29 protein-coding genes and 3 pseudogenes are annotated in these 23,799 nt (G+C 54.0%); 10 read left to right on the top strand and 22 right to left on the bottom strand.

All coding sequences use genetic code 11. From position 1 onward, the window contains the following. Window positions 1-524: 524 nt before the first annotated feature. The 6 genes and pseudogenes from ACQZ6D_RS27195 to ACQZ6D_RS27220 form a co-directional block, all read right to left on the bottom strand. Window positions 525-941 (bottom strand): annotated as a pseudogene (locus ACQZ6D_RS27195) (hypothetical protein). Then, window positions 938-1,204 carry a type II toxin-antitoxin system prevent-host-death family antitoxin gene (locus ACQZ6D_RS27200; protein ID WP_111800595.1) on the bottom strand — a complete coding sequence of 89 codons (267 nt, stop codon included), beginning with the start codon at window positions 1,202-1,204 and terminating at the stop codon, window positions 938-940. The pseudogene ACQZ6D_RS27195 and the gene ACQZ6D_RS27200 overlap by 4 nt, the downstream one beginning before the upstream one ends. Window positions 1,205-1,627: 423 nt before the next feature. Next, window positions 1,628-2,005 carry a type IV toxin-antitoxin system AbiEi family antitoxin domain-containing protein gene (locus ACQZ6D_RS27205; protein ID WP_236772759.1) on the bottom strand — a complete coding sequence of 126 codons (378 nt, stop codon included), beginning with the start codon at window positions 2,003-2,005 and terminating at the stop codon, window positions 1,628-1,630. A 165-nt stretch (window positions 2,006-2,170) separates the two neighbouring features. Further along, window positions 2,171-3,424: a type II toxin-antitoxin system HipA family toxin gene (locus ACQZ6D_RS27210; RefSeq protein ID WP_111800596.1), complete on the bottom strand. Its 1,254-nt coding sequence runs from the start codon at window positions 3,422-3,424 to the stop codon at window positions 2,171-2,173. Then, window positions 3,421-3,732 carry a helix-turn-helix domain-containing protein gene (locus tag ACQZ6D_RS27215; RefSeq protein WP_236772758.1) on the bottom strand — a complete coding sequence of 104 codons (312 nt, stop codon included), beginning with the start codon at window positions 3,730-3,732 and terminating at the stop codon, window positions 3,421-3,423. Before ACQZ6D_RS27215 ends, ACQZ6D_RS27210 begins: the two co-directional genes overlap by 4 nt. Window positions 3,733-4,270: 538 nt before the next feature. Continuing rightward, window positions 4,271-4,846: an SMI1/KNR4 family protein gene (locus ACQZ6D_RS27220; protein WP_111804831.1), complete on the bottom strand. Its 576-nt coding sequence runs from the start codon at window positions 4,844-4,846 to the stop codon at window positions 4,271-4,273. 330 nt (window positions 4,847-5,176) lie between these two features. Here ACQZ6D_RS27220 and ACQZ6D_RS27225 point away from each other — a divergent pair, with 330 nt between their 5' ends. Then, entirely contained in the window at window positions 5,177-5,836 is a 660-nt protein-coding gene (locus ACQZ6D_RS27225; protein ID WP_111800631.1) for a DUF6892 domain-containing protein, read from the top strand. Window positions 5,837-5,892: 56 nt separating this feature from the next. Here ACQZ6D_RS27225 and ACQZ6D_RS27230 read toward each other — a convergent pair whose 3' ends face one another. The 9 genes and pseudogenes from ACQZ6D_RS27230 to ACQZ6D_RS27270 form a co-directional block, all read right to left on the bottom strand. Next, window positions 5,893-6,528, bottom strand: a complete 636-nt coding sequence (locus ACQZ6D_RS27230; protein ID WP_162694937.1) for a hypothetical protein — start codon at window positions 6,526-6,528, stop codon at window positions 5,893-5,895. A 221-nt stretch (window positions 6,529-6,749) separates the two neighbouring features. Next, a complete protein-coding gene (locus ACQZ6D_RS27235; RefSeq protein ID WP_111800598.1) occupies window positions 6,750-7,127 on the bottom strand; it encodes a T6SS immunity protein Tdi1 domain-containing protein in 378 nt (125 codons plus the stop codon). Window positions 7,128-7,142: 15 nt separating this feature from the next. Next, window positions 7,143-8,708, bottom strand: a complete 1,566-nt coding sequence (locus ACQZ6D_RS27240; RefSeq protein ID WP_162693363.1) for a DUF1963 domain-containing protein — start codon at window positions 8,706-8,708, stop codon at window positions 7,143-7,145. 102 nt (window positions 8,709-8,810) lie between these two features. After that, the gene (locus ACQZ6D_RS27245) at window positions 8,811-9,578 is read right to left on the bottom strand and encodes a class I SAM-dependent methyltransferase (protein ID WP_174047819.1); all 768 of its coding nucleotides are present in this window, start codon (window positions 9,576-9,578) and stop codon (window positions 8,811-8,813) included. Between the two features lie 119 nt (window positions 9,579-9,697). Beyond that, a pseudogene (locus ACQZ6D_RS27250) lies at window positions 9,698-10,115 on the bottom strand (glyoxalase superfamily protein). After that, window positions 10,112-10,399 carry a hypothetical protein gene (locus ACQZ6D_RS27255; protein WP_111800601.1) on the bottom strand — a complete coding sequence of 96 codons (288 nt, stop codon included), beginning with the start codon at window positions 10,397-10,399 and terminating at the stop codon, window positions 10,112-10,114. Before ACQZ6D_RS27255 ends, ACQZ6D_RS27250 begins: the two are co-directional and overlap by 4 nt. Window positions 10,400-10,420: 21 nt before the next feature. Further along, the gene (locus tag ACQZ6D_RS27260) at window positions 10,421-10,669 is read right to left on the bottom strand and encodes an MATE family efflux transporter (protein WP_111804828.1); all 249 of its coding nucleotides are present in this window, start codon (window positions 10,667-10,669) and stop codon (window positions 10,421-10,423) included. Between the two features lie 192 nt (window positions 10,670-10,861). Then, on the bottom strand, window positions 10,862-11,311 hold the full coding sequence (locus ACQZ6D_RS27265) for a hypothetical protein (RefSeq protein WP_111800603.1): 450 nt from the start codon (window positions 11,309-11,311) through the stop codon (window positions 10,862-10,864). 53 nt (window positions 11,312-11,364) lie between these two features. Beyond that, complete coding sequence (locus ACQZ6D_RS27270; protein ID WP_448730434.1) at window positions 11,365-12,003, bottom strand: hypothetical protein; 639 nt, start codon at window positions 12,001-12,003, stop codon at window positions 11,365-11,367. A gap of 356 nt (window positions 12,004-12,359) precedes the next feature. Between ACQZ6D_RS27270 and ACQZ6D_RS27275 the strand changes: the two genes are divergently transcribed. Next, complete coding sequence (locus tag ACQZ6D_RS27275; protein ID WP_112497002.1) at window positions 12,360-12,638, top strand: hypothetical protein; 279 nt, start codon at window positions 12,360-12,362, stop codon at window positions 12,636-12,638. A 241-nt stretch (window positions 12,639-12,879) separates the two neighbouring features. Here ACQZ6D_RS27275 and ACQZ6D_RS27280 read toward each other — a convergent pair whose 3' ends face one another. From ACQZ6D_RS27280 to ACQZ6D_RS27300, 5 genes and pseudogenes are all read right to left on the bottom strand, one after another. Further along, window positions 12,880-13,512 (bottom strand): hypothetical protein, encoded by a 633-nt coding sequence (locus tag ACQZ6D_RS27280; RefSeq protein ID WP_111804894.1) that lies wholly within the window; start codon window positions 13,510-13,512, stop codon window positions 12,880-12,882. A 202-nt stretch (window positions 13,513-13,714) separates the two neighbouring features. Continuing rightward, entirely contained in the window at window positions 13,715-14,473 is a 759-nt protein-coding gene (locus tag ACQZ6D_RS27285) for an MOSC domain-containing protein (RefSeq protein ID WP_162693373.1), read from the bottom strand. A gap of 22 nt (window positions 14,474-14,495) precedes the next feature. Continuing rightward, entirely contained in the window at window positions 14,496-16,181 is a 1,686-nt protein-coding gene (locus ACQZ6D_RS27290) for an FAD/NAD(P)-binding protein (protein ID WP_111800607.1), read from the bottom strand. 392 nt (window positions 16,182-16,573) lie between these two features. Continuing rightward, a pseudogene (locus ACQZ6D_RS27295) lies at window positions 16,574-16,896 on the bottom strand (HipA N-terminal domain-containing protein). After that, entirely contained in the window at window positions 16,893-17,165 is a 273-nt protein-coding gene (locus tag ACQZ6D_RS27300; protein ID WP_111800608.1) for a helix-turn-helix domain-containing protein, read from the bottom strand. Before ACQZ6D_RS27300 ends, ACQZ6D_RS27295 begins: the two are co-directional and overlap by 4 nt. A gap of 419 nt (window positions 17,166-17,584) precedes the next feature. Here ACQZ6D_RS27300 and ACQZ6D_RS27305 point away from each other — a divergent pair, with 419 nt between their 5' ends. Further along, window positions 17,585-17,905, top strand: a complete 321-nt coding sequence (locus ACQZ6D_RS27305; protein WP_111802320.1) for a hypothetical protein — start codon at window positions 17,585-17,587, stop codon at window positions 17,903-17,905. An 81-nt stretch (window positions 17,906-17,986) separates the two neighbouring features. Here the strand turns inward: ACQZ6D_RS27305 and ACQZ6D_RS27310 are convergent, their stop codons facing one another. Beyond that, window positions 17,987-18,391, bottom strand: coding sequence for a type II toxin-antitoxin system VapC family toxin (locus ACQZ6D_RS27310; RefSeq protein ID WP_111796716.1), 405 nt, complete (start codon window positions 18,389-18,391; stop codon window positions 17,987-17,989). Continuing rightward, window positions 18,388-18,621 (bottom strand): AbrB/MazE/SpoVT family DNA-binding domain-containing protein, encoded by a 234-nt coding sequence (locus ACQZ6D_RS27315; protein ID WP_162633773.1) that lies wholly within the window; start codon window positions 18,619-18,621, stop codon window positions 18,388-18,390. The genes ACQZ6D_RS27310 and ACQZ6D_RS27315 overlap by 4 nt, the downstream gene beginning before the upstream one ends. A gap of 190 nt (window positions 18,622-18,811) precedes the next feature. On the opposite strand from ACQZ6D_RS27315, the gene ACQZ6D_RS27320 reads away from it, so the two are divergent. The 7 genes from ACQZ6D_RS27320 to ACQZ6D_RS27350 all read left to right on the top strand — a co-directional run bounded on the left by ACQZ6D_RS27320 (window position 18,812) and on the right by ACQZ6D_RS27350 (window position 23,793). Continuing rightward, window positions 18,812-18,940, top strand: a complete 129-nt coding sequence (locus ACQZ6D_RS27320) for a hypothetical protein (protein WP_263634972.1) — start codon at window positions 18,812-18,814, stop codon at window positions 18,938-18,940. Window positions 18,941-19,062: 122 nt separating this feature from the next. Beyond that, window positions 19,063-19,632, top strand: coding sequence for an AAA family ATPase (locus tag ACQZ6D_RS27325; RefSeq protein WP_111802319.1), 570 nt, complete (start codon window positions 19,063-19,065; stop codon window positions 19,630-19,632). Then, on the top strand, window positions 19,610-20,230 hold the full coding sequence (locus ACQZ6D_RS27330) for a histidine phosphatase family protein (protein ID WP_112493370.1): 621 nt from the start codon (window positions 19,610-19,612) through the stop codon (window positions 20,228-20,230). The genes ACQZ6D_RS27325 and ACQZ6D_RS27330 overlap by 23 nt, the downstream gene beginning before the upstream one ends. Before the next feature lie 70 nt (window positions 20,231-20,300). Next, entirely contained in the window at window positions 20,301-20,684 is a 384-nt protein-coding gene (locus ACQZ6D_RS27335) for an ester cyclase (protein ID WP_111802317.1), read from the top strand. A 202-nt stretch (window positions 20,685-20,886) separates the two neighbouring features. Further along, the gene (locus ACQZ6D_RS27340) at window positions 20,887-21,546 is read left to right on the top strand and encodes an outer membrane protein (protein ID WP_013762458.1); all 660 of its coding nucleotides are present in this window, start codon (window positions 20,887-20,889) and stop codon (window positions 21,544-21,546) included. Between the two features lie 664 nt (window positions 21,547-22,210). Next, a complete protein-coding gene (locus tag ACQZ6D_RS27345; RefSeq protein ID WP_065659437.1) occupies window positions 22,211-22,426 on the top strand; it encodes a hypothetical protein in 216 nt (71 codons plus the stop codon). A gap of 428 nt (window positions 22,427-22,854) precedes the next feature. After that, window positions 22,855-23,793, top strand: a complete 939-nt coding sequence (locus ACQZ6D_RS27350) for a GntR family transcriptional regulator (RefSeq protein ID WP_111796710.1) — start codon at window positions 22,855-22,857, stop codon at window positions 23,791-23,793. Window positions 23,794-23,799 lie beyond the last annotated feature (6 nt).

Below are 23,799 nucleotides of genomic sequence, written 5' to 3' on the forward strand. Positions count from 1 at the left end.
ATATCATGATATTGTTATTATGATCGATCGCCACCAATTTTCACCACCTTTTCAATTCACTTTCCAATCAGATTCCCTCCGGTTCTACCTGTAAATAAATCCATTAAACAATAAAAACCTATATAAAATCACCTGCTTATAACAGTGCCAAATTGACTGCGCACAAACAGGCGAACTTCTCCAGTAAATCTCTCATCTCTCCCGCAGCAATGGTGTGTTTAATTATTTATATGTTTTGCGCTCACCTCTCGGACAAATTATATGTTTTACCGACCCTCTTCCTCCCCTGTTCAATTTACAGCCGCCCAATCATCTCTAAGTATTCTATTCCGTCAAATAAGTATAAATACGGGAATATATGTATTAATGCCATCAAGATGGGTAAAATATTCCAGAGGCGTATATCGGCGCGATTTGGCCCATCCAACATAGGATTGCCAGTCCGTCGAACGTGACACGTCAAGCGTGTACATCAAGGATCTGTCCGGTTTGTCGACCTGAGTTACCCAACATCACACGGTTCTTTATCGGGCGCGGTAAACCTCGCTGGACGACCGACGACGCGCAATAAACTCCCGAAGGACAGGGAGAAAAAAAGCTTTACTGAACCGTCCCACAGGTAGCTCCGGCTCCAGTAGAAAGAATGTCCGATAATGTCGCTGTTATACTCATCCAGAATGATCCAAAGCCGCACATCTGCATCAAGACCGGCCCGGCGCTTTTCAATGCGCAGGGATCTAAATAGCAAAACGATCAGTTTCCGGATGCTTCGTCGTGATCGGAAAGAAAAGAACCATGTCGCCGCCCGCACGGGCGAGCCTGACGCCAACAACAACAGGTCGCCCCTTCCGACCTTCGGTTTCACCGCGGGCAGCCTCGCGGCTCCATAGATAAGGGTAGCGGATTACGACTGCAGTCTCGATCTTATCGAAACCGCTCACCGAACCGTCTCTTCAGTTTCCGCATAAGTGTCGACTGCGGCCTCAAATTCCTCTAGCAAAGCGTCAGACATATTATCAATAGTGCCAACCGTACGCAGATCAGACTGCCGCATCAAACGTTCATAATCCTCGATATTAAGAAGAACCAGACGAGGCTTGTTGCGCTGGGTGATCGTTACCGGATGACGAAGCGCCTCAGCGATAATATCACCCGACTTCCTGGAAAGATCACTCGTGGTGTAGGAATTACCTGAACCTGCCATCAAACACACTCCCGTCGTGTATCGCGAGGATAGCACGGTCACAAAAGTAAATCCATAAAATACAGCAATCCTGTAAATGCTGCATTAACTGAGCGCTGTGATAAATTTCATCCCTTTCACTGAATCTCAGCCCACAAGTCTTTTCTCTATGGTCTGACAGGTGAAGCTGTAGCCTCCAACGTCCGGAGAAAAGCATTTGCAGCCTTGTGCTTGTACACCGGCTTCAATGCCGTAAAATCCTTACGTCGCGTTCCGAAAAGGGCATCTTCCTCAATCCTCATACCAATCGTCAGCCATTCAAGCCCGCTCCACTCCACCTTGCGAAGAGCTACCAGATCCATAAGCGCCCGAAGAGGCCTGGCAACGAACGCAATCGAGCCGTTGAGCGGGACACGGTCAACACTCGTCATGAACCGATAATCGTTAATCGCCCGAGGATGATAGCTGAGGGTCCCGAACCCGGGCGTCGAAAAATCCTGGCTTTTGCGTCCAGGTGAAACACTGGCCGTAACAAACACCGCCTCCGGAATCCATCCATGAAACGACAGTGCTGTTTCGAAAGAGATATAGCTGCCCGGGGTTTTCGGCGCCGGCAAACGGATGAACCGGGTCACGTCGATAGCGTCGCGCCAGCACATAACAACCACGCTTCAGACGGATGAGATACCCGTCTTTCAAAGCGCGGTTGACTAGGCCATAACGGCGCGCGTCACTGCCGTCCAGCAACTCGGCGAGTTGCCGGTCATTCAGAAAACGATCAGCCAATCCGGCCGCGGAAATTTGGTCCACCAACGAAGACATAATTCTTGATACTTCCAATTAATGAAAGTTTCAAAAATTTTTATACAGGTGCCGGAACCCGTTCCCGGTAGGACGCACCTGTTCGAGTATCGAGTGTTTTATGGCAAGGACGGCAGGCGTATCGTCGGTTTCGACAACGAACGTGGCAAAGGTGATCATCGGCCTTTAAGCCAGCCGATTACCATTCAAGAACCTGTCGAGTTCAGCGGTCCGAGTTCTGGATAACTGAACTTCCCCAGCAAACTTAGGCCATCGGTCTACGGCCGCTCTAACCTGTTCTATAACTTCCCGTGCGTCCTGATCAGAAATCGAGGCCCCTTTGGAGACTGCCAGAAGGTGGGACATGCCGGGATTCCTGCCTTCCCCGGCTATTGTCGCGCTGTGCTCTCCACCTGGTCCCGACGAAAAAGTAAGATCGTATGCGGGCGCCAGAGACCAGCGGCCATTCACGTCCATAAGAAAGGCGTGGTTCTTCGCATGGTCGTCGCGATTTCTGGCATAGACATTGAACACCATGTTTCGGAACATCTTCAGGACTTCCGTAGCGTCCCGGGTCATTATGTGAGTAAGCTTGTGCAGTTGCTCATAGCTCACACTCGCTTCACGATGGCTTGCATTCAGCAGGCCGCTTGCCGTGTGCATGTGGAGCCTGCCGGCAGGGGTCCTGTCAAAACGTTTGGTCGCAAAAAGCCGTCGTCCTTTCCTGGTCTCCAGCAGCAGGGTGTCGGCCATCGTCAGTCCTGCAGCGACGGCCATCAGCGAATAGGCTTTTTCTTCCGCACCGATTTCCCGAGGATCATCGGAACTCGGCGCCTTGACCATCCACCTTTCGAACCCCGGGTCCAACGGTTGGCCATAATCCAGAACGCATCTGTTTTCCGCTTGGTTGAAGCCGATCATAATCTTCGGCCGTGCGCCCGCGGATCCGCCCTGCGCACCCTGCAAGCCATCAATGTCAGCCACGTCCATTTCAGCCTGCACCAACTCGACCTGATCAGCGAACCAGTCGAGATCAGTGACGGCCTGAGGCTGCTGGTCGTCTGGTAATTCAGGAACATACGAGAGCGCGCCCATTCCTGTTCTGCCGACTGCAGACAAACGGTCGATCGGAGTAAGCCGGGTATAGTCGATACCCGCCCGCTGAAGACGGCGGTCCAGCAACAAACGACCCCACCCATCCGGCAGGCTGTCGTTGAACAGCCCGTGAAGCCCGTCGAACGGATCGCGAGGCGCCGCAATCAACCCACTGGCCGCCATTATATGGAATGGAGAAATCAAAAGGGGCGCTGTCAGAAACTCCGCCGCGTACTCGAAGTAAGCCCTCCGTTCCCTGCCGCTCCAGGCAAGCGTCCCGAGCTTTTTCTCATTCCCTTCGAGCTCCAGATAAATGCTCATCTTCTGGATTGACGTGAACTTCATTTATTGCGCACACGCTGCTTGAGAGGACGATCAATGACATCATCGATATTCTGTGGCGGCAGACCTGGAAACAGCCGTTCGAATTCCGCTTCCGCCTCAAGAGCAAAGGCAATTTTCACCAGACTTTCGAGGGAAATTTTGCCGGTTTCTTCAAATAGCCTCAGCGATCCGTAGGAGACATTCGATCTCGCAGCCAATTCGCGCTGGGTCAATCCTTGCTGGATCCGTCGGCGCTTCATTCTGTCCGCCAGGTCCCGGATAACCTCCACAGGAGAAGACATTTTAAATGCTAACATATTATCACTCATGCGCACATCTGACACATTAATGCCAATATAATAGCATTTAAAAGAAATCGCAACTCACATGCATGCTCAGAAAACTCGGCTTTATGACTCGTTGCGAATTGCAAGACTGTATCATCGTGACCGTTTTCCACCATCGGTCAGCCGCTATAGGAACCCGACTTCTCCCTAAAACGGCCTTGCTGCCCGTCGCGCGTTATATGAATTCGCCGCAAATGACCTGCCTTCGTCTTTCAGAAAAATGCTGGCGCCTGCGAAAGCCTCACAATGGAACAGTCCTTCCGTCGCGGTCGAGATACTGAAGCCCTTGGCTTGCCACGCTGCGCCAGAAGCGTGCTGACGATCTACGCAACCGTCTCTTCCATGCCAAAAGGCGCATCCGGGGCACCAAGGTTCATTGCCGCCTCATTTGTCGTTACGCTTGCTCTAAGCAGCCGCTGAGATTAGACCTTTACCAAACCATTGCAATGTCTCCGACCGGCCCGAAACGGTCATTCGCCGTCGTAAAATTGGTCACTAAACTCTGACTAGTGCGAAAAGATTAAGCAACCCGATGAGGATAGCGCGCCTTCAGTTCGGCCTCAGTTCCAAGTTCCCTGATGAAGTCAGTGAAGCTTGGCGCGACATAACCAACATTTCCCCATCCGTAATTTGGGTGCTTGCCAAAAACCTGCTTTCGGACATAGGGCAGATACAATACGTTTCCGAAGCTCTCCGGGCGAAGATCAATCAGCAGCGTGGAGTAGTTGTCGCGTGTGAGCGGAAGCAGTTCGCGCGATATACGCGGCTTCACTCCTTCGAAATCCGGATGTGGATTACAGTAGGCCCTGATAGCACTGATCGTCATTTTTGCCCAAGGCACCAAGGATAGGTTCCCAGCGATAACCGACCTTTTCTTGAAATTACACGGGAAAAAATACGCGCCGACTTCGATAGAGCCACCGATGGCTGAATACTTCAGTAAAAAATCTCGATAGTCTTCAGGGATAGCTCTTTCTACCAGGAGCTCGATTTCTTCGATGTCCTCTCTCGTGCTTGGTTGAAAGAAATCAGGACCTCCATTCCTTTGCAATTCCCACATTTTGAAGACTTGCGGATTGAGGCTTTCTAAATCCATGATGGTCTCTTATCCAAAAATTTCGTCTGAGCTAGATATGCTAGGTCGCGAAAAACCCCGATCATTTCCTACCTTGTGACGTCGCAGAATAGAGAGTTTTGCAGCAGGCGCAATGTCCGCTGTTGGCGCTTCAGGGCCATGACGGCCGTCGGCCCATTCCGCGCACCGATCTTGCGCTGAGTCAGTGTAGGCTACTTTCGTTAAACCTGCTACTGAAGCAGGTCAGCGCGGCAAAACGGCTCAATTTCATGGAGATATGGCACATTTATGCTGAAACGACGTGATTTCGTGGCCGCGGGAGGTATTTTCGCAACTCTTGGATGGTCGCGGATGGCTACTGCATCACGCTACCCTGCGCCTGGAGATATCTCGGGTGCGCCGTTCGGTGATCCTAATCTAAAGCTTGCGATCCTATCCAGCCTCATTGACAAACAACTAATCGATCTCGGGACCCCGCAACAGCTTGCCGAGCATGTTCTCGGGCGGCCCGTCGATCTTGAGAACGAAGGTTACAAGCCCATTCCCGCAGTTCGTGCCTACCTGGATCGCTATCCTCTTTCGACCGACCTTTTGAATGAGATCGACGAGCTTGTTCTGGATGGAGGCAGTTCCATCTATCGATATGTCTGGTTCTTCTGGGATGGAGCGGACGATATCTTTGACATCAACAGCCTTGCCGGGATCAAGCACTGCCCGAATATCAAGGGCCTTGATCTGACGTCGATGATCGGGACTGTGGACCTTCGTGACCTCCTGCCGCCATTCAAGATCGAGACCATAAATGCAGGGATTGCGTTAGAGAACATCCCGGCTCTGCTCGACATGCCCAGTCTACGAAGCATCCGTGTCCTCGACGACCAGCTTTACGCAGATGTCACGACGCCGGGGCATCCCAATCGACAGGTGATGGAAGCGTTGAAGGCCAGGGGAGTCTCTGTCTGGGTCCATTGGGTGTCCAGTTACGATGAGAACCGCGCCGCATACCAATAACTGTGATCGTGGGTGCGCTTTCGAAAATTGACGCCTAAGGACGATTGGCACGGCGGTTATTTGACCACACCATCGAGATAGAGGTCTTCACCTCGTTGCAGCGGCGTGAAAGTGAAGTCGTCTTTTTTGAGAAAGCGGTCGAACCAGCCCAAAAGATCCTCTTGGGTCGCAGAGTTGCGATATCCGATCAGCTTGACGGTCAGGGGAGCACTGAAGGCTATATCAAAGGCAGTGTCGAACTGAGAGGTGCCAGAAAGCTGAACCGAAAACGTGCCACCACCGTCGTGACGAATGGAGATTGCCGCACGGGCGAAGAATTCATCGCTGTAGGTGGTGATAAGGCCGGGAGCTTCCCACCAATTCTCCCCAATCAAAGGGTTTTGCGTTCCCTCGCCTTGAAAATCCACCCGGATTTCTTCGAGGCTGCGAAAATCACGGTTCTTAAAGTGCTTCAAGGGAATTTTCAGCCACTGTGTATCCAGACCCGGGTTCAACCAATGGGCAACGCCATCTTCGGGGTCATTATTGGGATCGAAGAAGAATTTCGGAGAATTCATTTTCAGATCTAGACCGATGTAGTCCTCCAATGTTTGACCAGGCCAAGATCCACTTGTGGCTCGCAGGGTGATGCACGGCTCCTGGACTGCAAGGTCGAGCGGATAGCTCTGATAAACGAGTCTACAATGTCTCATGAAAATCTCCGGTGTAAAAAGTCTGCGTAATCCCTGACGGTAGCGGTTGATGTCTGCGCAAAAGCTGCGACAGACATGCCCCAACACACCTGTCGCCTCCAAAGTCCGCCTTAAGCGCCGTCATCTCCTGTCGTCATACAGGAGAAATGGCTCGACACAAGTCGTTCATCCACGCGTGCACCTACGTCCGGTTTCGGCCCGATGCGTTCATTGGGCCGAGCTCATGAACCAATCACGCGCACCGGCCGAGGCGGAAAAGCGGCATTGTCCATCAACTGCATCTCATGCGCCTGCGCCAAGATCGCCATATGCGGCAACGCGTCGCAGATCGCGAGACTTTCCAGGGCTCTGTCGCCGCCAAGCGCCAGAATCGGTTGGAAACCATAGACCTGCCCAACGCCGAGCTTTCCCAGCTTGGCACATGCCGGTTTGAACAGCTTTTTTACCCTTGCATCATATTCATCGAGGGTAGGATCGTCGATCATCATCAATTGGCTGGTGACGGCCACATCGGGATCGAAGGTCTTGCCGCTCACAAGAGCAGGGCACGACGCCTGGCTGTTCACGAGGTTGATGACGACGTCCTGCCATGGCGTCATGTCGTGATCTCTTACTCAACCAGAGTCGACAAAGGCGTAGACCCGCGAGAAGTCCGCTCGAGCGGCGTCATTTTGATTGATCATAAAAACGTAGTCGCCGTGATCACTGAAGCTGAAATCCGCTTCGCCTCCGGATGCGAGCTTGACCAGAATGAACCAGCCATCTGGTGCGGATATATCGGACCAGCCGTTTTGTGCTGCATGTTTCGCAGCCATCTGCTGGATTGCGGCGAGATCACGCACGCCGGTTATTCCGAACATCTGGTGCTGCGGTCCATCTCCGATTTTAAAGCGCTCGCTGACCGCGATAGAAAAATCCGACGGGTCTTCGATCCCAATATCAGCATAGGCCCTCCGGTTGTTGTTGGGGCCACGCTGGCCGAAGGGAGCGCTAAGCGAGCGTTCGAAGCGCAGCGTCTGCGCCGAGCGGCTGAACTCGTATTCGGAGGCGAAAGCCTTGACGGGTACCCCGTCACGGCTGAATGTCAAGCGACCGGCCTCGTCCGTGCTGACCGATAGTCCGTCGACAGCCTGTCCGTTCGGTACAAACCGCTTGAGGTCGCTATCCCAGACGATCATCTGCGATACCGAGGTTGCCGTGTCCATCGCGTCTTCCGAAACTGTATGGGGCGTGAGACTTACGTCCGGCGGAGTGTAGAGGACGCGCCAATCCGTGTAGTCCGTTCCCGTGAAGAAGGAGATCAACCCGGATGCCGGTAGTTCTTCCGGGCGATCAGGCAAGTCATCAAGATTGATCTGGGCAAGATAATTGAGGTGTAAGCCGTTGTCGTCGCGCGGCCAATCCGTGTCGATGGGCAGATCAGGGCCTCCGCCGATGCGGCTCAGGCCAGTAATTTCGGTGTCGGCGGCATTGCATTCAACCATGGCAACCGTCGGCATGACGATCAGACGCAGGGCCTCATGCTTATCCTGCAACCCAGCGTCAGCTACCGCCGCGTTGAAGCGCTCCTCAATACCTGCCACGGGTGCCATCGCGGCGGCTGCATTTTCGAGGCTCCGTTCTTCGTGGCTTTGCTGGATGGCAATGGCTGACACCTTCTCCATGCTGTTCTTCAGTTTTTCAACGACGGCTGCCGTCTCAGCTTCCGCCGCAGTTCTTACCTCATTCGCGGCATTGCCTTCGAGCTTGATGCGGAGGGATTCTAGCAGACGCTTAAAATCTTTCTCGATCTCGGCAAGCTCCGGCTCACTGACCATAGCAGTGGCGTGATACCAGGTAGAGCCATCGGCCGACACCAGAAGCGCACGCAGCCGATACCAGTTGCGTTTCTCCTTCGTCTCCCAATCCTGCAAACGATCCTTTACTTTGCTCATCTCGCCCGGCATGCCTGCGAAGGTCACGGCTTCGCGCCCAATGATTTTGCCGCCATCATCTTTGAGGCGGTCGCTGAGCCATTTTTCGGGTGATTTTCTCTCACGCTTAGCAGACCACACGCTCATCTGTGGTGAGAACGCCGTCTCCGGATGACGACGCAATCCGATTGACCCTGCCAAGACACGGGTATTTTCAAACATCGGATTTGCTTCAACGGAAAACTCCGGCGTTTCGACCAACTTCATATGAGACTCCCAGCGCGGACATAGTCGCATCGATACTCGGCCAGATCAGAAACTGGCGCAATCACCAGAAATGGCGTGATCTATTCGCGGCAGGTTCTGGCCCTAAGCGGTCATGGCATCGGCTAACACTTCGGCCAGCATTGTAAAGCTGCCCGGAATAGTTGGGTCTTCCCAGTCTGGATGCTCGTCGAGCCTTGCAACCCTAAATCCAGCGTTTATGGCTGCGGTCACGATCTCTCCCAAAGTCCAGAACCGGTACATGCAACGTCCTAGACTTTCGCCATCTTGGTCGGGGTTCGGGACGTCCGCTTCAATCAGGCCTGCCTCGAAGTAGTCATGCGGCCCTTTTGGCCAGTACAGTTTGCGTTGAATAGGATGAAATTCATTTAAAAGGAGAATGCCGCCATCCGCCGCAAGTCCCCGCATCACGCGGAAAAAGAGGTCTAGGTCTTGGTGGTAGTGAAGGATGCCAAGCTCAAGCAGCAAGACGTGGAATTGGCGGTTTCGGCCGAGTTCATTCGCCTTGAGGACATCGCTGACAGCGTAGTCGATAACCACACCCGCACACGCCGCGAGTTCAAGTGCAAAGCGCCTGTTCTCTTCTGCAAAGTCGATTACGAGAACCTCTGCGCCCATATGAGCCAGCGCGACTGCAACGCGTCCATGCGAGCCTTGCACATTGCAGATGCGCTTGCCCGCAACCTCGCCGAGATATGGCAGAAGTCGCCGGAGAACCTGCCTCGGCTCAGCAACGATTTTACGCGCTTCCGCCTCTGGGCTACCAAAGGCAGATAGCCACGCGGCGAACCGTTGAGCGTTCCAAGCGTGGCGGTTCGCTTCGGTTGTTTCGTCGGATGCTTCGCTTGTCATCGCTCGATACTAACGCGAGTTCTGATGTCTGCAAATCGCGCTAAGCGGTAGACGACTCTTGGCCCATTGCGGACACTGGCGACCGCGGAAATCGCCGCGAACCTTTAACGCACCGAGGCTCATAACGCGCTTAAAGTCAGGTGCGGCGTCCCGTTTGATGTCTTGCGTACGGAAGTTCCATTGATATCCACCGTACCTCTTACCACTCGGCCCATGTTCGAAAAGCTGTTGAAGGTAACTGTGTCCACCGGTTCATCGAAACGGACAGTCACGGAATAGTGCGAGCCCGAGGATGATAATGCGCTTATTCCGCCTTTAAAGGATTGCCCAAGATACCGCCCCTGCACCCTTTGGTGCAGATGGAACGGAGGGTCAGCGTTGGCGAGGCTGGTGGACAAGGTGTTCCAGTCGCGCGCCGTTCTGTCGGGCGACGAGCTCCAGTGCCTGGGCATGGCCCAAGACGTTACCGTCTGCGGCGAGTACGCTCCGCGGAGATTTTGCGTGCGATTTGGCTTCTGCAATGGTTCTGACTGTCATGACAGATTCTTTACGGCCTTGAGCCCGATACCCGCGTTTCCCCTCGCCTTGAGGGCGTCGGCAAGGATAAGAGTTGCGATGATTGCGGCCACACCATCTGCCAGCGGAAAGGCAAACCAGATTGCGTCCGCGCCCAACATTGCCGCAGCGATCGTGAACAAGACAGGTAATAGGATAAGCGGCTTGACCATGGTCAGAAGATCCGCGCGGGCCGGTCGGCCGATGGCTTGGAAATATAGACCGAGCACAAGAACTGGTCCGGAAAAGAGATAGACCGCAGCCATGGGGCGAAGCAACCGGCCGACCTAACCGATCACATCCGGATCAGCGACAAAGGCTGCTCCGACGACTGTGCCTTGGCCCAGCAACAAAACCTCGACGGCAAGACAATAGAGCAATGTTGTTGCGGCAGCGATCCGCAGGACCGCATCCGAGCGGGAGTAAAGCCGCGCTCCAACATTGTTGCCGACGATGCTCTGCATCGCCATCGCGATCGCCATGATTGGCAGGAGCAGGTCAGAACCCCGCTCGATTGGGTCTCCGTGTGCGGCCAATGACTCTTTCACACGGAGTATGCGGGTATTCCCCTCACCGACCTCGAGGTGTCCCGGGCATCTTTGCGAAAAGAGAATGCTGCGGCGCACCGCGTATGCGTTGAGACCGCGAACCGCTTCAACCATTGAACCGAGCGCACATGCCGGGCGAATACACCGGGATCTTAATCTCGAAATTGCGTAGCCGGCTATTCAGGCACTCTCGAAATTCAGATCTGCCCAATAGTCGAATAAAGCCCTGACCTGCCTCTTAGGTTCGACTGTGCCGCTGCGCACGAGGGAAGAATATGTTTTCCCGCCGCGGGCTGATATTTCGGTGATCAACGTTGCAAGACGCTCGCTCGATGCGGCAACGAGGTAAACATCGCGATCATCGCTTACATAAATCAACGCGTCATTCGGTGAGAGAATATACTTGTCGCTATCCACAAATTCACTTTCCAGTTTCACAGCCGCGGAAAACGAGGAGGCGGGCGATTGCTCAAGTGGTTTATCCCCGCTCGAGACGAACAATTGACGCGAGCCGAAAAATGCCTTGATGGCTTCAAATTCGGCGTCATCCAGCCAATCCACGCCAAAGAAGATCCTACAACCGTTCGTGCGGCAGAATTCCTTATCTATTCCATATCCATTGGATTTCATCGTTGCCTCATGTCGACGGCCTAACGGATATTGGTAATATAGAGATATTCGCTTTAGTTCGGCTCTTTGATCACCGAACGGTCTATCTGACTATCACTGAGCCGATGTACGACAAATCCCTCACCCGCGATTTTGGCGGCGCCGATATTCATTATTTCGTTGGATGAAATTCTGACGGATCGGCTAAAACTCTCATCAACGTCCGGCCCATAGATGTGGATCGTTGAAACTTCGCCCCAGTCCACCCGTCTTCCTGTCTTTTGATCGGTATAATATCCGCTGCCCACGAAAATGCGCTTCGTGCGCAGGGCAGACGGCCTAGTGTTATCGGCGCGAACCAGATTAAACCCGTAAGTCCCATCGGCTGGATAGTCGAACTCGACAACGGAAACCTTGCTGGAGACCGTCACCTCCAGCAATTTATCCCCGTCCTCGATCACCCGAGATTTCGGTTTATTCCGAAGCAGGGAATTCTCCGGTCGCTTGGGCAGTCTATCCCAGACGTCCCGGGAGACCTTTTGGGGCACCACGAGAACCGTTCCGCCGGTTTGAAGCACAGCATTATCGACAATTATCGTGACCTGAGTTTTTACTGGCTTTATTACCTCAGCATTCGCCGCCGCCCCGGACGTCTCCGAGAAAACAGGCAATGCAACCGCAAGAATTATTAGTCTAACAAACACGCCAATCATGCTAAACTCATTTCTATTTTTGCCGACATCATCTCGATTTTCTCGTCTTCCTCGACAAAATTTTCAGATCTTTGGTTTTTATATTTCCGTCTACCTACTTCCGGCGCAATCCGATGCTCTAATATGCGACCTCACATGACAGTTAATCCCTGTGTCCGCATCAAGCACGTGGAAGCCCACTTTCCGCCTGTCCGAAATATCGCGCCACATCATTGTCAGATACTGGACGAAAAAATCGAAATTGCGTAGTTTTTAAAGACAATTGCATCCATTGAAGCGGTTTGGCACTTCGTCTCCCACGATTTGATTCACACCCGGATACGTCGCCGTTTCAACCGATCGCACAGGAGAAACGCTTGCTGATACTTGAGATCGTCATTTTTTCTGCGGCTCTTATCGCGGTTGGCCTTCTGGCTGTGCAACAGATTATCGCGCAGGTTCGGAAGTATAATTTCTACAAGAAGAATGGTGGTGATTTTTCTGTCGACAGCGAAATGGATCACGTCAAACTTGACAGATCCATGCACTACAACGACCTCCGCCTCACGAACTGGCAGCGATTTTATCTCTTCCGCCCGGCCTGCATCGCCATGCTCGTTTTTTTTTGGGCTATGATGATAGTCGATCTGCTTTAACCAAAGCGCCGACCTTCTATGTCAGCGGAATAGCGAAAGAGTTTTCTTCTCCCGAGGCGTTGCTCCTTGCAGAACAGCTCATGCTGGTCGAACATCTAGAATCTGCTTCCAGGCACAACACGATCATATAGTTAGGTGTCGTCGTGAAAATGTGGTGCTTTGGTTACCCTTGTGCCGGCCAGCGAACACATTCCCGGACCCTTCCAGCACATCCATGATCCGCCATCAGCGGGCTCGCCCGCTATTCCCCGATCGTATAGTTCGATGCTACGCCGCGAAGATGCGTGACTGTCGCTTGCGACAAACCACCACTGCCCAGATATTCAGCAAAGCTGTAGGAGAATATGTCACTTCGTTCTATCGCCTGGACCAAATTGGTATCACCAAAGACAACGAGGTATTTGGAAGCGAATATCCGCGCCCATCCCTCATTATAGGTGGCACCTTCAACATAAATGACGCTCATCGATGGCCAACTCACCTGCTCTTTGGTTTCCGGATCGGCCACCTCAGCGCTGCCTGTTAAAACCTCCCGAGTTTTAAGGGGCGCGGCGTTGCTGCCAGGAGGAGATTGGAACTTAAAACTGTAGGTTCCGCTCTCAGGGTAAACAAAATCCACGATAGAGGCAGGCGACGACACGCTTATATGGAACGCCTTTTCGCTTGCCTCCCCAGGTGCCGAATCTGCAGCTAGGGCGCGCCATTCATCATCAGACACCTTTCGACTAGATATGATTACCGCCCCGCCTTCTTTATTCAGCGGCTCATCAACGGATATAATCAAACGAGTCGAGAATTTCGGCTCCTTCGCCTGACTTGATGACGATGATACAGTCAAAGCAAAAAAGACGGCTAAGCTGATAGCATTCTTCACGATTCTCATCCCTTTTTGCGCAGCAGTGGGGAACACGAAATACCACCTGCCTTCGTCGGGAAAGAGATTCCATCTCTCAAGCCCTCAATAATAAGCAGTCTTAATTGTTGCGTTGGTCGGCACGCGCTTTGGCATACCTGCCGAGAGGTACACTTAAATAACCCCTGCGAAAGCGGTGACGCATCTCACTGCAGACAACTGGCTACCCGACGTGTTTTTTCCCGGTAGTGCCGATCTCAATACGGCCTGTTGTCCTGGGCTCACAATAAATGCCAAGCGCGCGACTGGTGTTTCTCAGCATCGTTCGGAGGATTTCAGGCTGCTCCTTCAGCTCCGGCTGGGCGATAAGTGTCATGCCACAGCGTTGTGTCGTTTCCGTCACCGTGACCTCAACTGTATCGAAACTGATGGCATCGCCGATCCAGCCAAATTCTGAAAAGCCGGACATGTCTTGCGTTTCAAGTAGGATGTTGGGACGAAAACGCAGCCGGTCGATAGTGCTTTGTGGCGTCATCCGCTGAAGTTCGCACAACGAGGAGGTAGTCACTAAATGCAGGGGCGATACCGAATAGCGATTTCTGATTTGCGGAACAGAGGGTGCCAGAGGATCCGCCGCGGCATAACTGCCGATCTCCACCTCAAATCCGAAATGCGCTGACAGCGCCTGCGGCAATTGAGAATCTTCGAGGTATAGCCATCGTCTGTTCGGAAACCCAATACGAACGCCATTCTCATCCATGGCGCTCTTAAGAAAAAGCGCCGGGCGCCAACGAGCGTCTTTTTCCGGCGCAGCGACTACGCCGGACACGGGATCAAAGAGGCCGAAACGCCTATCTCCCGTGATCCCATTCAGACTGATGTCGGCCTCATGGCATATTTCCCCGCCGAGCGAGCTCACTGGGTATCGCCATATTTCTACGATTTTCCCGATTGCCGGCATTGGTCGAATGCGCTCAGTCATCATCACTTCCCGTCTGCTACTGTCAGGCCGTTAAAAGTATCGACGGAAATGCGGTTTTGCTCAGGTCTTCCAAAATGGCCTCCGCAGCGGTCTCGCCCAGTTCCGCTGCGCTTGTTATGCCCTGAACGAACGGATGCTTGTGCAACAAAAAGGGAATGGCCACACAGTAAAGGCGGTTCGACAGCAGGCCCGTATCGAGCGGACGGTAACTTTCATCCACCGCTATACCACCGGTTCTTCTGACAATTGGGTCGTTCTCTTCAATAGCTAATGGAGTCCCGGACTCCACTGTCATTGCTGGTTTCACAGTCCCGCGCCGCAGCGAAGGGAAAGGCAGGTCCCGGGCGGAGAGGGCAGTCTGGCCAGTGGCATCGATAAAGCTGTCGAATATCTCTTCGGCATCCCTCATCCGCACCCTCGCCCCGCGCGAAAGACCATCAGTATCGATGGAATAATCGTCGCCGAGCCGCATAATCTCGAGCCGGCCGGCATTCCGTAGTGCAAGAAGACGCTTGATCGACAAATGCGGAACTGTCGCATAGTCATCAATGAAGACACTTTTGAACGACTTGTTAAACCGGCCCAGATCCTGTGTGTCCAAATGTGGGATCGCCCGCGCGATAATTTCGTGTGTTATCAAAATGGCGTAGCGCCAAGGTACCGTGAAGCGTTCCCGGGCATTATGCTCGACCTCCGCAAGGTTCGCTGCTGCCCAGGCGAATGGATCAGTGGCTGACCGGCGCCCATAATAAGCTTCCGCGAAACTATCGACGGTAAGGCTGTTCAAGCCTATCTCAGAGGCGTAGTCGGGATCAGCACTTGCGATTTCACGGCGAAAAAGTTCAAACACCCTGTCGAGCAAACCAACCGGTCCTCGTCCAATCTCCTGATCCACGGCCTCCTGCGTGCACACATTTGGCATTGAATATGGAAGCGGGCCGTAGAAGTCAGCCTCCGGCAACAACCCCTTGCGCGACATCATCACGGCCGAGAAATTCTCGTGGCCGGTGGTAGCGTGAAACTGCAATATTCCCGCGTCATCATGGATAAATGAACCGCACGATACCGCGACGGTTAACAGGGCATCGATGCCGCTCAGAGACGTTCCCAATATACCAAGCCGACCGTGGCAGGCAGCCTTAAGAGCTGCCGCCGGCCATGGAGACGCAAAATAACCGGGTCTCACCTCGGTTTTATCTGGCCAGTTGTGGCCGGTCGCCATCACGACGTGGTCGAAAATGGCGTCAAAACTGCCATCATTCGTATCGACGCTGACGCGGATCTGATCGATACCGAGAACGATATCCCTGACACAATGGCCGGGGCACACATCGGCCTCATGCCCGCGGTTCCTCGCGTCTCTCACAATGGCTGTGAATTGTGTGTGAAAATAATCGCCCAGAACGAGCCGTGGATAAAATTCGCGCTCATTGATTCCAGATCGCACAATGGAGAAGCGGCTCAGATAGTCGTCACTCTGGCTGTACAGCCAGTCGATCAGCGACATGGGCATTGAAGGTATTTCAATGCTGGGGATATTGGACAGCATTACCGGATCGTTGGCGCCGGGAAGATAGGGCGTCCCCTTTCCGGCCAGCATTTCGGCTTCGTAAACGGTGATGGAGAGTGGTGCGGGAGACTGAACCAGACGCTGAAGTGTGAAAATACCGGTGGGACCTGACCCAATGATGCAAACTCGACTGCCCATACGCACGTACTCCAATGCCATCTATTACAGCAGTAGGTCATAACGGCGAGACGGGCGTCGCGTTCCCGCAGCGTTCCGTTTCGTACGGTCTGTGACAAAGATGCCCGTAAACAAGCTTTTCGGACGGCCCGACGCGCGCGGTAATGAACCGGTTCACTATCGCTTTGGCACATGTGCGTGACGAAACACGATGTCATCATAGAACTGCTTCCTAAAAAGCACTTCGCGGTAAAAACATCTCGAATAAAGCTCCTTCCCCTTCACGTCGCGGCATGCACGCACTTCTCCTGGACGCCCGCAAGCGACATGGAAACACCGCGCTCACCGACCAGAAAAGGTTTGGCAGGAAGTTCATCGAGAATAGGCTCCAGAGCCTGCTCATCCGGCACGGGCTAAAGGTTGACACCCGCTTTCCGCGGTTCGCCGATCGAGAGCGCCCCCGCCGTGTCACGTCCGATATAACCAAGCAGACCGACAATGTCCTGCGGAGAAACCTTGAGGCGCTGGCCGATCTCGGCAAGATGTGTTTCCGGAAGCAGATTGGCAGCCAGGGCAGCAGCTTCGCGGCACTCACGGACCCGGAGCGCAGCGGCATGGTGAGCGACACCGGAAAAGCCGTGCGGCGTGCTTCCCAGCCCGGATCGTAGTCCAACGTCCATTCGCCATCAAAAGTGAGATGGGCGACAGGCAAGGTCTGATAGTAAATAGTTGTCATCGATCAACACCAAATATCGGCAAAAAGCCGAGGTCATCGTCCGGCGCGGCTTGCACAGTCTGGACCGTGTTGAGATCGCCGATCTCGATGCCGACGGTGCGCGCGACGATCAGGGCTTTTTCGAGCTGGCAACTCGGCTTCCCCGATTCAAGCTCGACGATGAAGCGTTCACCCGTTCCGGAACGGGCTGCAAGCATGGTTTGCGTCCAGCCAAGAGATTTGCGTTTCTCCCTGATAGCAGCTCCGAAATCGCATGCGGACCTGAACATCGTCAACCTCCATCTCTTGACTTACCGTACAGGAAGTTTTCACAAAAAATCGACGCTTCACTTCCCGATCGGTAAGTTTTTCACTTGATCGCACCAAATCATCCTGATCGGGAATGTGAGGGATTGCCCCCGCCAGGAGCAAGGGCCTTTTTCTTCGTTTGAGAAGACTATGTTTCATCACGATTGTTCGACAAATTGCTGAAACAGTACTTACCATAGTCTTCACTTTTTACATGCGGGTTATTACATAAATATATGATATTTATCGGCAATATATAAACTTCATAGTCGCACAATCCATTTCTCCGCAGGTTCTGCCCTGATGCACCGTGATCACAGCAACACCTAAAACCGCAAGCTGAAGCCCACGCTGCCGGTCTTGTGTTGACGCCCTTCAGCCGACCCGGCAACATCACACAATGACCCTGACCAACAGTTTCATTGCCGAACTTGTCCGCGACGCCAACAGGCTCGATCACCTCGACGACTATCAGAAGCGGCGTGTGCTCGAACGGGCCGTTACAACGATCCGGGACATGCGCGAAACAATCGGAATTCCACCCGGCCCCGGTCGTGACCGCCTCCTCGAGATCCAAACCGTTACCCTCTCCATCGAGCTCGGGTGGCGCAGCGATGAAGAGATCCGAAACGCTCTGCTGCTCGCGGCAGGCATGATCCGCGACCTGCATATCGTCCTCGATAGCAAAACCGACATCAGCATTGTTAAGCCATCCAGTTGAAAGCCCTTGTAGCTATCGCCTGGGCGGCCCATCAGAGCCATACCGACCCCGAAACCGGTGCCGGATCAGAGCGGCGCAGGCCTAAGCTCCAGGTGAAATCAGAGTGACCGTGGGAAAATATGATCGGTAACGAGCCACATCTCGCGTCAACAAGGGAAGGTTTTGTATTGCCGCGTGGGCTCCGATGAAAAAGTCAGGCAAAACACCGGTACGGGTACCGCCGCCGCGTCGATATCTGGCAAAGGCCTTACCCGCCAAAAATAACGCAGCGCGAGGGAAAGGGGTGAACTTCAACCCCGCCTGATCGACAAAAGCATCAAGAGCCTCTATCCGCTCATATCGAATAGATAGTTCCGCGTAGACGACGTCATTGATAAACAGCGGACCCGAAACGCTCGCCAGCTCGAGCTGCTCAATCGACCAGTCGGCCCAAACCCGGTCGTCCGTCACGAGATCAAGCAGGACATTTGTATCGACAAGCGTCACTCGTCACCACGGGTCAGAGCCAGAATCGCGTCGGTACCCAGACCTTCACCGGCATGGCCGCGCAGCTTGGCGAAACGCGTGAGTGGCTGTTTCTTGTCCGCCCTGACGAGAACTATCCTTCCATCGGGGGCTCGAACAAAATCGACCGAGCTTCCTGGTGAAATCCCCAAAAGCTCGCGTACAGCTTTTGGAATGGTGACCTGCCCTTTGGCCGTTACCGTTGTTGTCATGTCAAACTCCCGTAATACCGTCGAAACCAATGGTATTACTTCTGTACCTTTGTTTCAACCAATCTCGCGATGAAATCAGTCACCAGGGCCCAGCCACCAAATCATACCGGCAACATTCAGCCTTCGACTATTAGCATTCCATTAACCATACCGGACCACCTTCCTCTCACAGCAACGATGGAGGTTGGCTATGGCTTACGACTGGGACCGCAATGAACGCGACGGCCGGTTCGATGAACTGGCGGCAGGTCTGATATTCTTCACAATCGTCACCCTGCTTCTGGCGTCCGCCTATCTCGTGGTAAGCTTTGCCAGATAGGACAGCTCAGGCGGCAGCTCTTCACCCGCCTATCGGCCAGGACGTAGAATGACAGGGTGGCTACTTGGGCCAATGACCGTCGTATCGGCGGGTTCATGTATACCAGTGGTTAGTGACGGAACATGACAGACGATCTCGGCGGCCATATCCTGCTTCTGTCCGGCCACCCCGGCTCCGGCAAATCCACAATCGCCGAAACGCTGGCGCACTTGCCCGGGGTTCCAAAAGTGCATTTTCACAGCGATGACCTATGGGGTTATATCAAGCATGGCCGCATCGATCCATGGCTACCGCAATCCCATCAGCAGAACCGCATGATCATGCAGATCGCCGCCGATGTTGCCGGTCGTTACGCCAGTGAGGGTTACTTCGTCATCCTTGACGGCGTCGTGCGACCGGACTGGCTCCCGGCCTTCCTGGCGCTTGCATGCCCGCTGCACTACATCGTGCTGCGCACGACAGTAACAGAAGCAATCGAACGCTGTCAGACTCGCGGCGGCGTCAGCCTCCACGATCCGCTGGTCGTGGCCGATCTTCATGCCCAGTTCGCCAATCTCGGGGCTTTCGAGCACAACCTACTATCGTTGTCGGGCAAGGACAGGGATCAGGCCTTGCACGCGGTCATCAATGCGCTGCAATCGGCACGTTTCCGTATTGATGCCACGAGCGATGGCAATCGATTACGAACATAGAGGTGAAGCAAGCGTGGCTGTCCCAACAATCTATCTCCTGCGCCACGGCGAAACAGTCTGGAACTGTCTTGGCCGGTTTCAGGGCCAACAGGATTCGCCGCTGACCGCGCGCGGTATCGAACAGGCAGATCAAGTCGCACGCCTGCTCCGTGACGCTCTCTGCGACGATGAGCAGTCTTTCCGGATGCAAATCAGTCCGCTCGGGCGCGTGCGACAGACAGCAGAACGGGTCCTGGCCGAGGTTACGCTCCAGTATCTCGAAGATGACAGGCTCGTTGAGGTCACCACCGGATCCTGGGACGGGATGACGCGATTTGAGATTGATGCCGAATTTCCTGGGCGCCTTGAAGGATCCAACGCATTCGACTGGTATTTCAGGGCACCGGATGGCGAAAGTTTTGATGACGCCTGCAAGCGCGCGACGTCATGGATCTCGGATCTCCGGCATCCGACGATCGCCATTTCCCATGGCCTGTTCGGGCGGATTCTTCGGGGTGTTTTTCTCGGACTTTCGAAGCTGGAGATGCTCGAACTTCCCGTTCCGCAGGATGTGTTGTACCGACTGGATGATGGCAGGTGCGATCTCATCACAGCTTGACCCGCACCGTCATGATCCAGAAAGCCAGGGGCCAAGGACGTCATTCGCCACGTCGACAGGGGACAAACACATGCATACACTTAACGTCATTTACCTGGCTTATCTCGACTGCCTCAACCGTCAGGCCTTCGATGAGCTCGGCACTTTCGTCGACGATACTGTTGAACACAACGGCCGGGCGTTAGGCCTGTCGGGCTATCGCGACATGCTGGTCAGGGACTTTGCTGATATTCCAGACCTTCGGTTTCAGGCAGAGATCCTTGTCAGCGACGTGCCCCGGATCGGCGCCCGGCTTTCGTTCGATTGCACTCCCAAATCCACCTTCATGGGCCTTCCGGTCAATGGCCGACGCGTTCAGTTCTGCGAGCATGTTTTCTACGAGCTCGAACAGACAAAAATCCGCAGGGTCTGGTCGGTCATCGACAAGGCCGCAATTGAGCGCCAGCTCGGCTGACGGCCTTCACCGGTCGAAGGTATCTGTGGCCCGCCAGCGCCAGAAAAATGAGCCGAAAGAGTGTGATTGCACGAGACGCTGAAGCCGGACAGCCTCAATTTATGCAGACAGCTGCTGAGGTCGCGGGCGTTGCACAAAGGTTACATCATATTTCTGGAAAAAAGCATATGAATGATCTCTCATATAAGGGAGTTCAGAGACTATGAAGAAAATCGTATCGACTATCGCATTCGTGCTTGCGGCATCGACTGCAATGGCGGCCGATGCCGTATCAGAAGTTCCTGCAGCCCCGGCAGCAGACGTTGCGCCGCTGTTCAGCTGGACCGGGTTTACCGCCGGTGTCCAGGCCGGCTACGGCTGGAACAACAATGACGCTTCGATCGTCGGCCTTCCCGGCCAAACGTCCGCAGACTTCGACGGTGCTCTTGCCGGTGGTTTCGTCGGCTTCAACTACGACCTTGGCAACAGCTGGGTCGTTGGCCTCGAAGCAGACTTCGAAAAGAACTGGGGCGATGATTCAGCCACTATCCTTGGCACGGGCTTTGACTACGGGTTTGACTGGCAGGGTTCGGTTCGTGGCCGGGTCGGCTACGCATTTGACCGTGCCCTGGTCTATGGTACCGCAGGCTGGGCCTATGCTCGCGGCTACGCGGAAGTTCCGGGCATTGCCGACGTGAAGGAAACGTTCAACGGCTACACCGTCGGCGTTGGTCTCGACTACGCGTTTACCGACATGGTGTTCGGACGCGTTGAGTATCGTTACACCGATTTCGGCGACAAGGATTTCGATTTCGGCGGCGCTGCAATCAATGCAGATGTCGACCAGCATGCAATACGCGTCGGCCTCGGCGTAAAATTCTGATTCACCCGGACAGCAACAGCAAAAGCCCGGCCATTGTGCCGGGCTTTTTTCTTGTCCCTTTTCCGAAGGCGGGAAGCGACAAACAGGGGTGGGCAAGTACGGGCCACCTGTTGGCCAGTTGCAATGCCACCACAATGACTGAACATGCCGACCAGAACCCGGACGCGACCGGACACGGTCCTTCTCCCTCCAGCAAACGATCAGCCAGCCTCACCCACGATTTCCCCTTTGAGCAAATCCCCAAGCAGTGCACGATCGGCATCACACAGCGCCATCTGCGTCAGCTTACACCGCAGTAAGTGGAGCAGCATCTGAGCATCCATTCCATCCGCCGGCTTTTTTGCAGTTGGTTGAGAACCCATGTGCCAAGCAGCACTTTCAGCCGCACCTCGAGCTCCCGTTGCCGCGCGGCAAGTTTCCGCGGATGATGCGGGTGTTCCCTGGAGGCATTGGATCGGTACAAGCCTGTTCCATGCGTTCGACGACGACACTATTCGCGACCAAGCGCGGTGGCTAGCTGACGGATCCCCTGGATTTGCTCAAGCACGCCAACCGCAGCTTGGAGCAACTTGCGATTTAGATAAAATTTACGCTAAATCTTATCGGTTTGAACCGATCCGGCCATGCTACGTTTCACGCAAGTCAAATCGGGAGGCCGGCTGCGATGATCTGGAATTTGGAGAAACTTGAACAAGAACGTCTCGACCTCATTGAGGTCATCGACAATCTCAAGAGGTGGGAACGTTTCTCTATAGACGACCGGCACATCATCTCATTACAGATCACCGCACATATGATGCGACTTAGCCAACTGGATGAAGACCTGGCGCACTTGCGCAGTCAAGAATTTCGCTCGGTTGAATATCTGGCTGCTGACTGAGGCCCGTCGTTGTGGCGAATTAAGGACCCGTTTGTGTGAGCATTGTGCTTATGCCCATACCGCGAAACCTCCGCGGCTGATGCCAGGGGTTTTTGGAATATTGGTTGCGGGGGCTCGCAACACGCGATTCCTGCGGCTACCGTTCATCGTTGACGCCATACTTCGAGTTGGGTGTAGTTGACGGCTAACGAGGGTGATAAAATCTCCCCATAACCGCGCTCATTTCATTCAGTTGCCTGATCTATGTACAAGTCGATATGGCGTCCAGTCCGGCATTAGAATTAACCCTCCAAGCGACTATCTGCTTTCGCGAAATGTAAAGGCGACGAAACGTGGCTTACAACCAATTATTCGCTTCAGATTGACAGTCGATTTGTATTATGATGACGCATAAATCATTTTATAGATTGGGCGTGTAATAAGTGGCTATGAGAAGTGGCATCCTAGGCTCAAAGAGTGTTGCGAACGGCGCTCTTAGTCCTTTACAGATTGAAGTTGTTCGAAAACTGATACCAATTGTCCGTGCGGGTAAGTGGCCAATCGGTGGGAAGATCTCGGATGCGGCTCTCGCCCGCGAATTCGGCATCTCGCGTACGCCAGTTCGACAGGTACTGCAATTCCTTTCTGAAAAGGGTCTTCTAGCGCAAACCGATAATCGTGGTTTTGTGTTGGTGCGAGTGCCAACCGGCGATGATCGCTTTGAAGAAGTTGTGCCCCCATCTGGGATGGATGTGCTGTACCGGCAGATTATGCATGCGAGAGCAAACGGTCTGATCGGCAGCGAAGCGTCCGAAACAGAATTGCTGGAACACTTCGGCACGTCACGCGGCGTCGTGCGCCGCACGCTCATGCGCCTGTCTGCTGAAGGACTTGCAGAACGGCGTGACGGGCACGGCTGGCGTTTTGCCGAATGCCTAGACAACCGTCAGGCGGTCAATGAAAGTTACGCCTTCCGCGCCATCATCGAATGCGGCGCCGTAATGGAAGATACATTCCGGGTGGACATGGAGATGCTGCTGGCGCTGGAAAGTGAACAGACGGCTTTGCTTAACGCCCCATTGGCATCGATTGAAGGATCGGCCTGGTTTGAGGCAAATGCCCGCTTCCACGAAACCGTGGTTTCCTGGGCAAACAACCGCTTTCTCGAACAGGCGATCCACCGCCAAAACAGCCTGCGGCGCATGACGGAATATGCGGAATTTGCTGAACTGAGTGAAGCGGGCGTACGCAAGGCGGCGCGAGACCACCTGGCAATCCTCGAAGCCATCAAAAGCGATGACCGAAAGCTGGCTTCGGCCATCCTCTTCCGCCATCTCAGCCGTTCTTCCGTCAGTGGCGAGGCGCACCCTGCCCGCCTCGGGGATTGATCGCAG

This window comes from Agrobacterium sp. 22-3639C2, assembly GCF_053522105.1.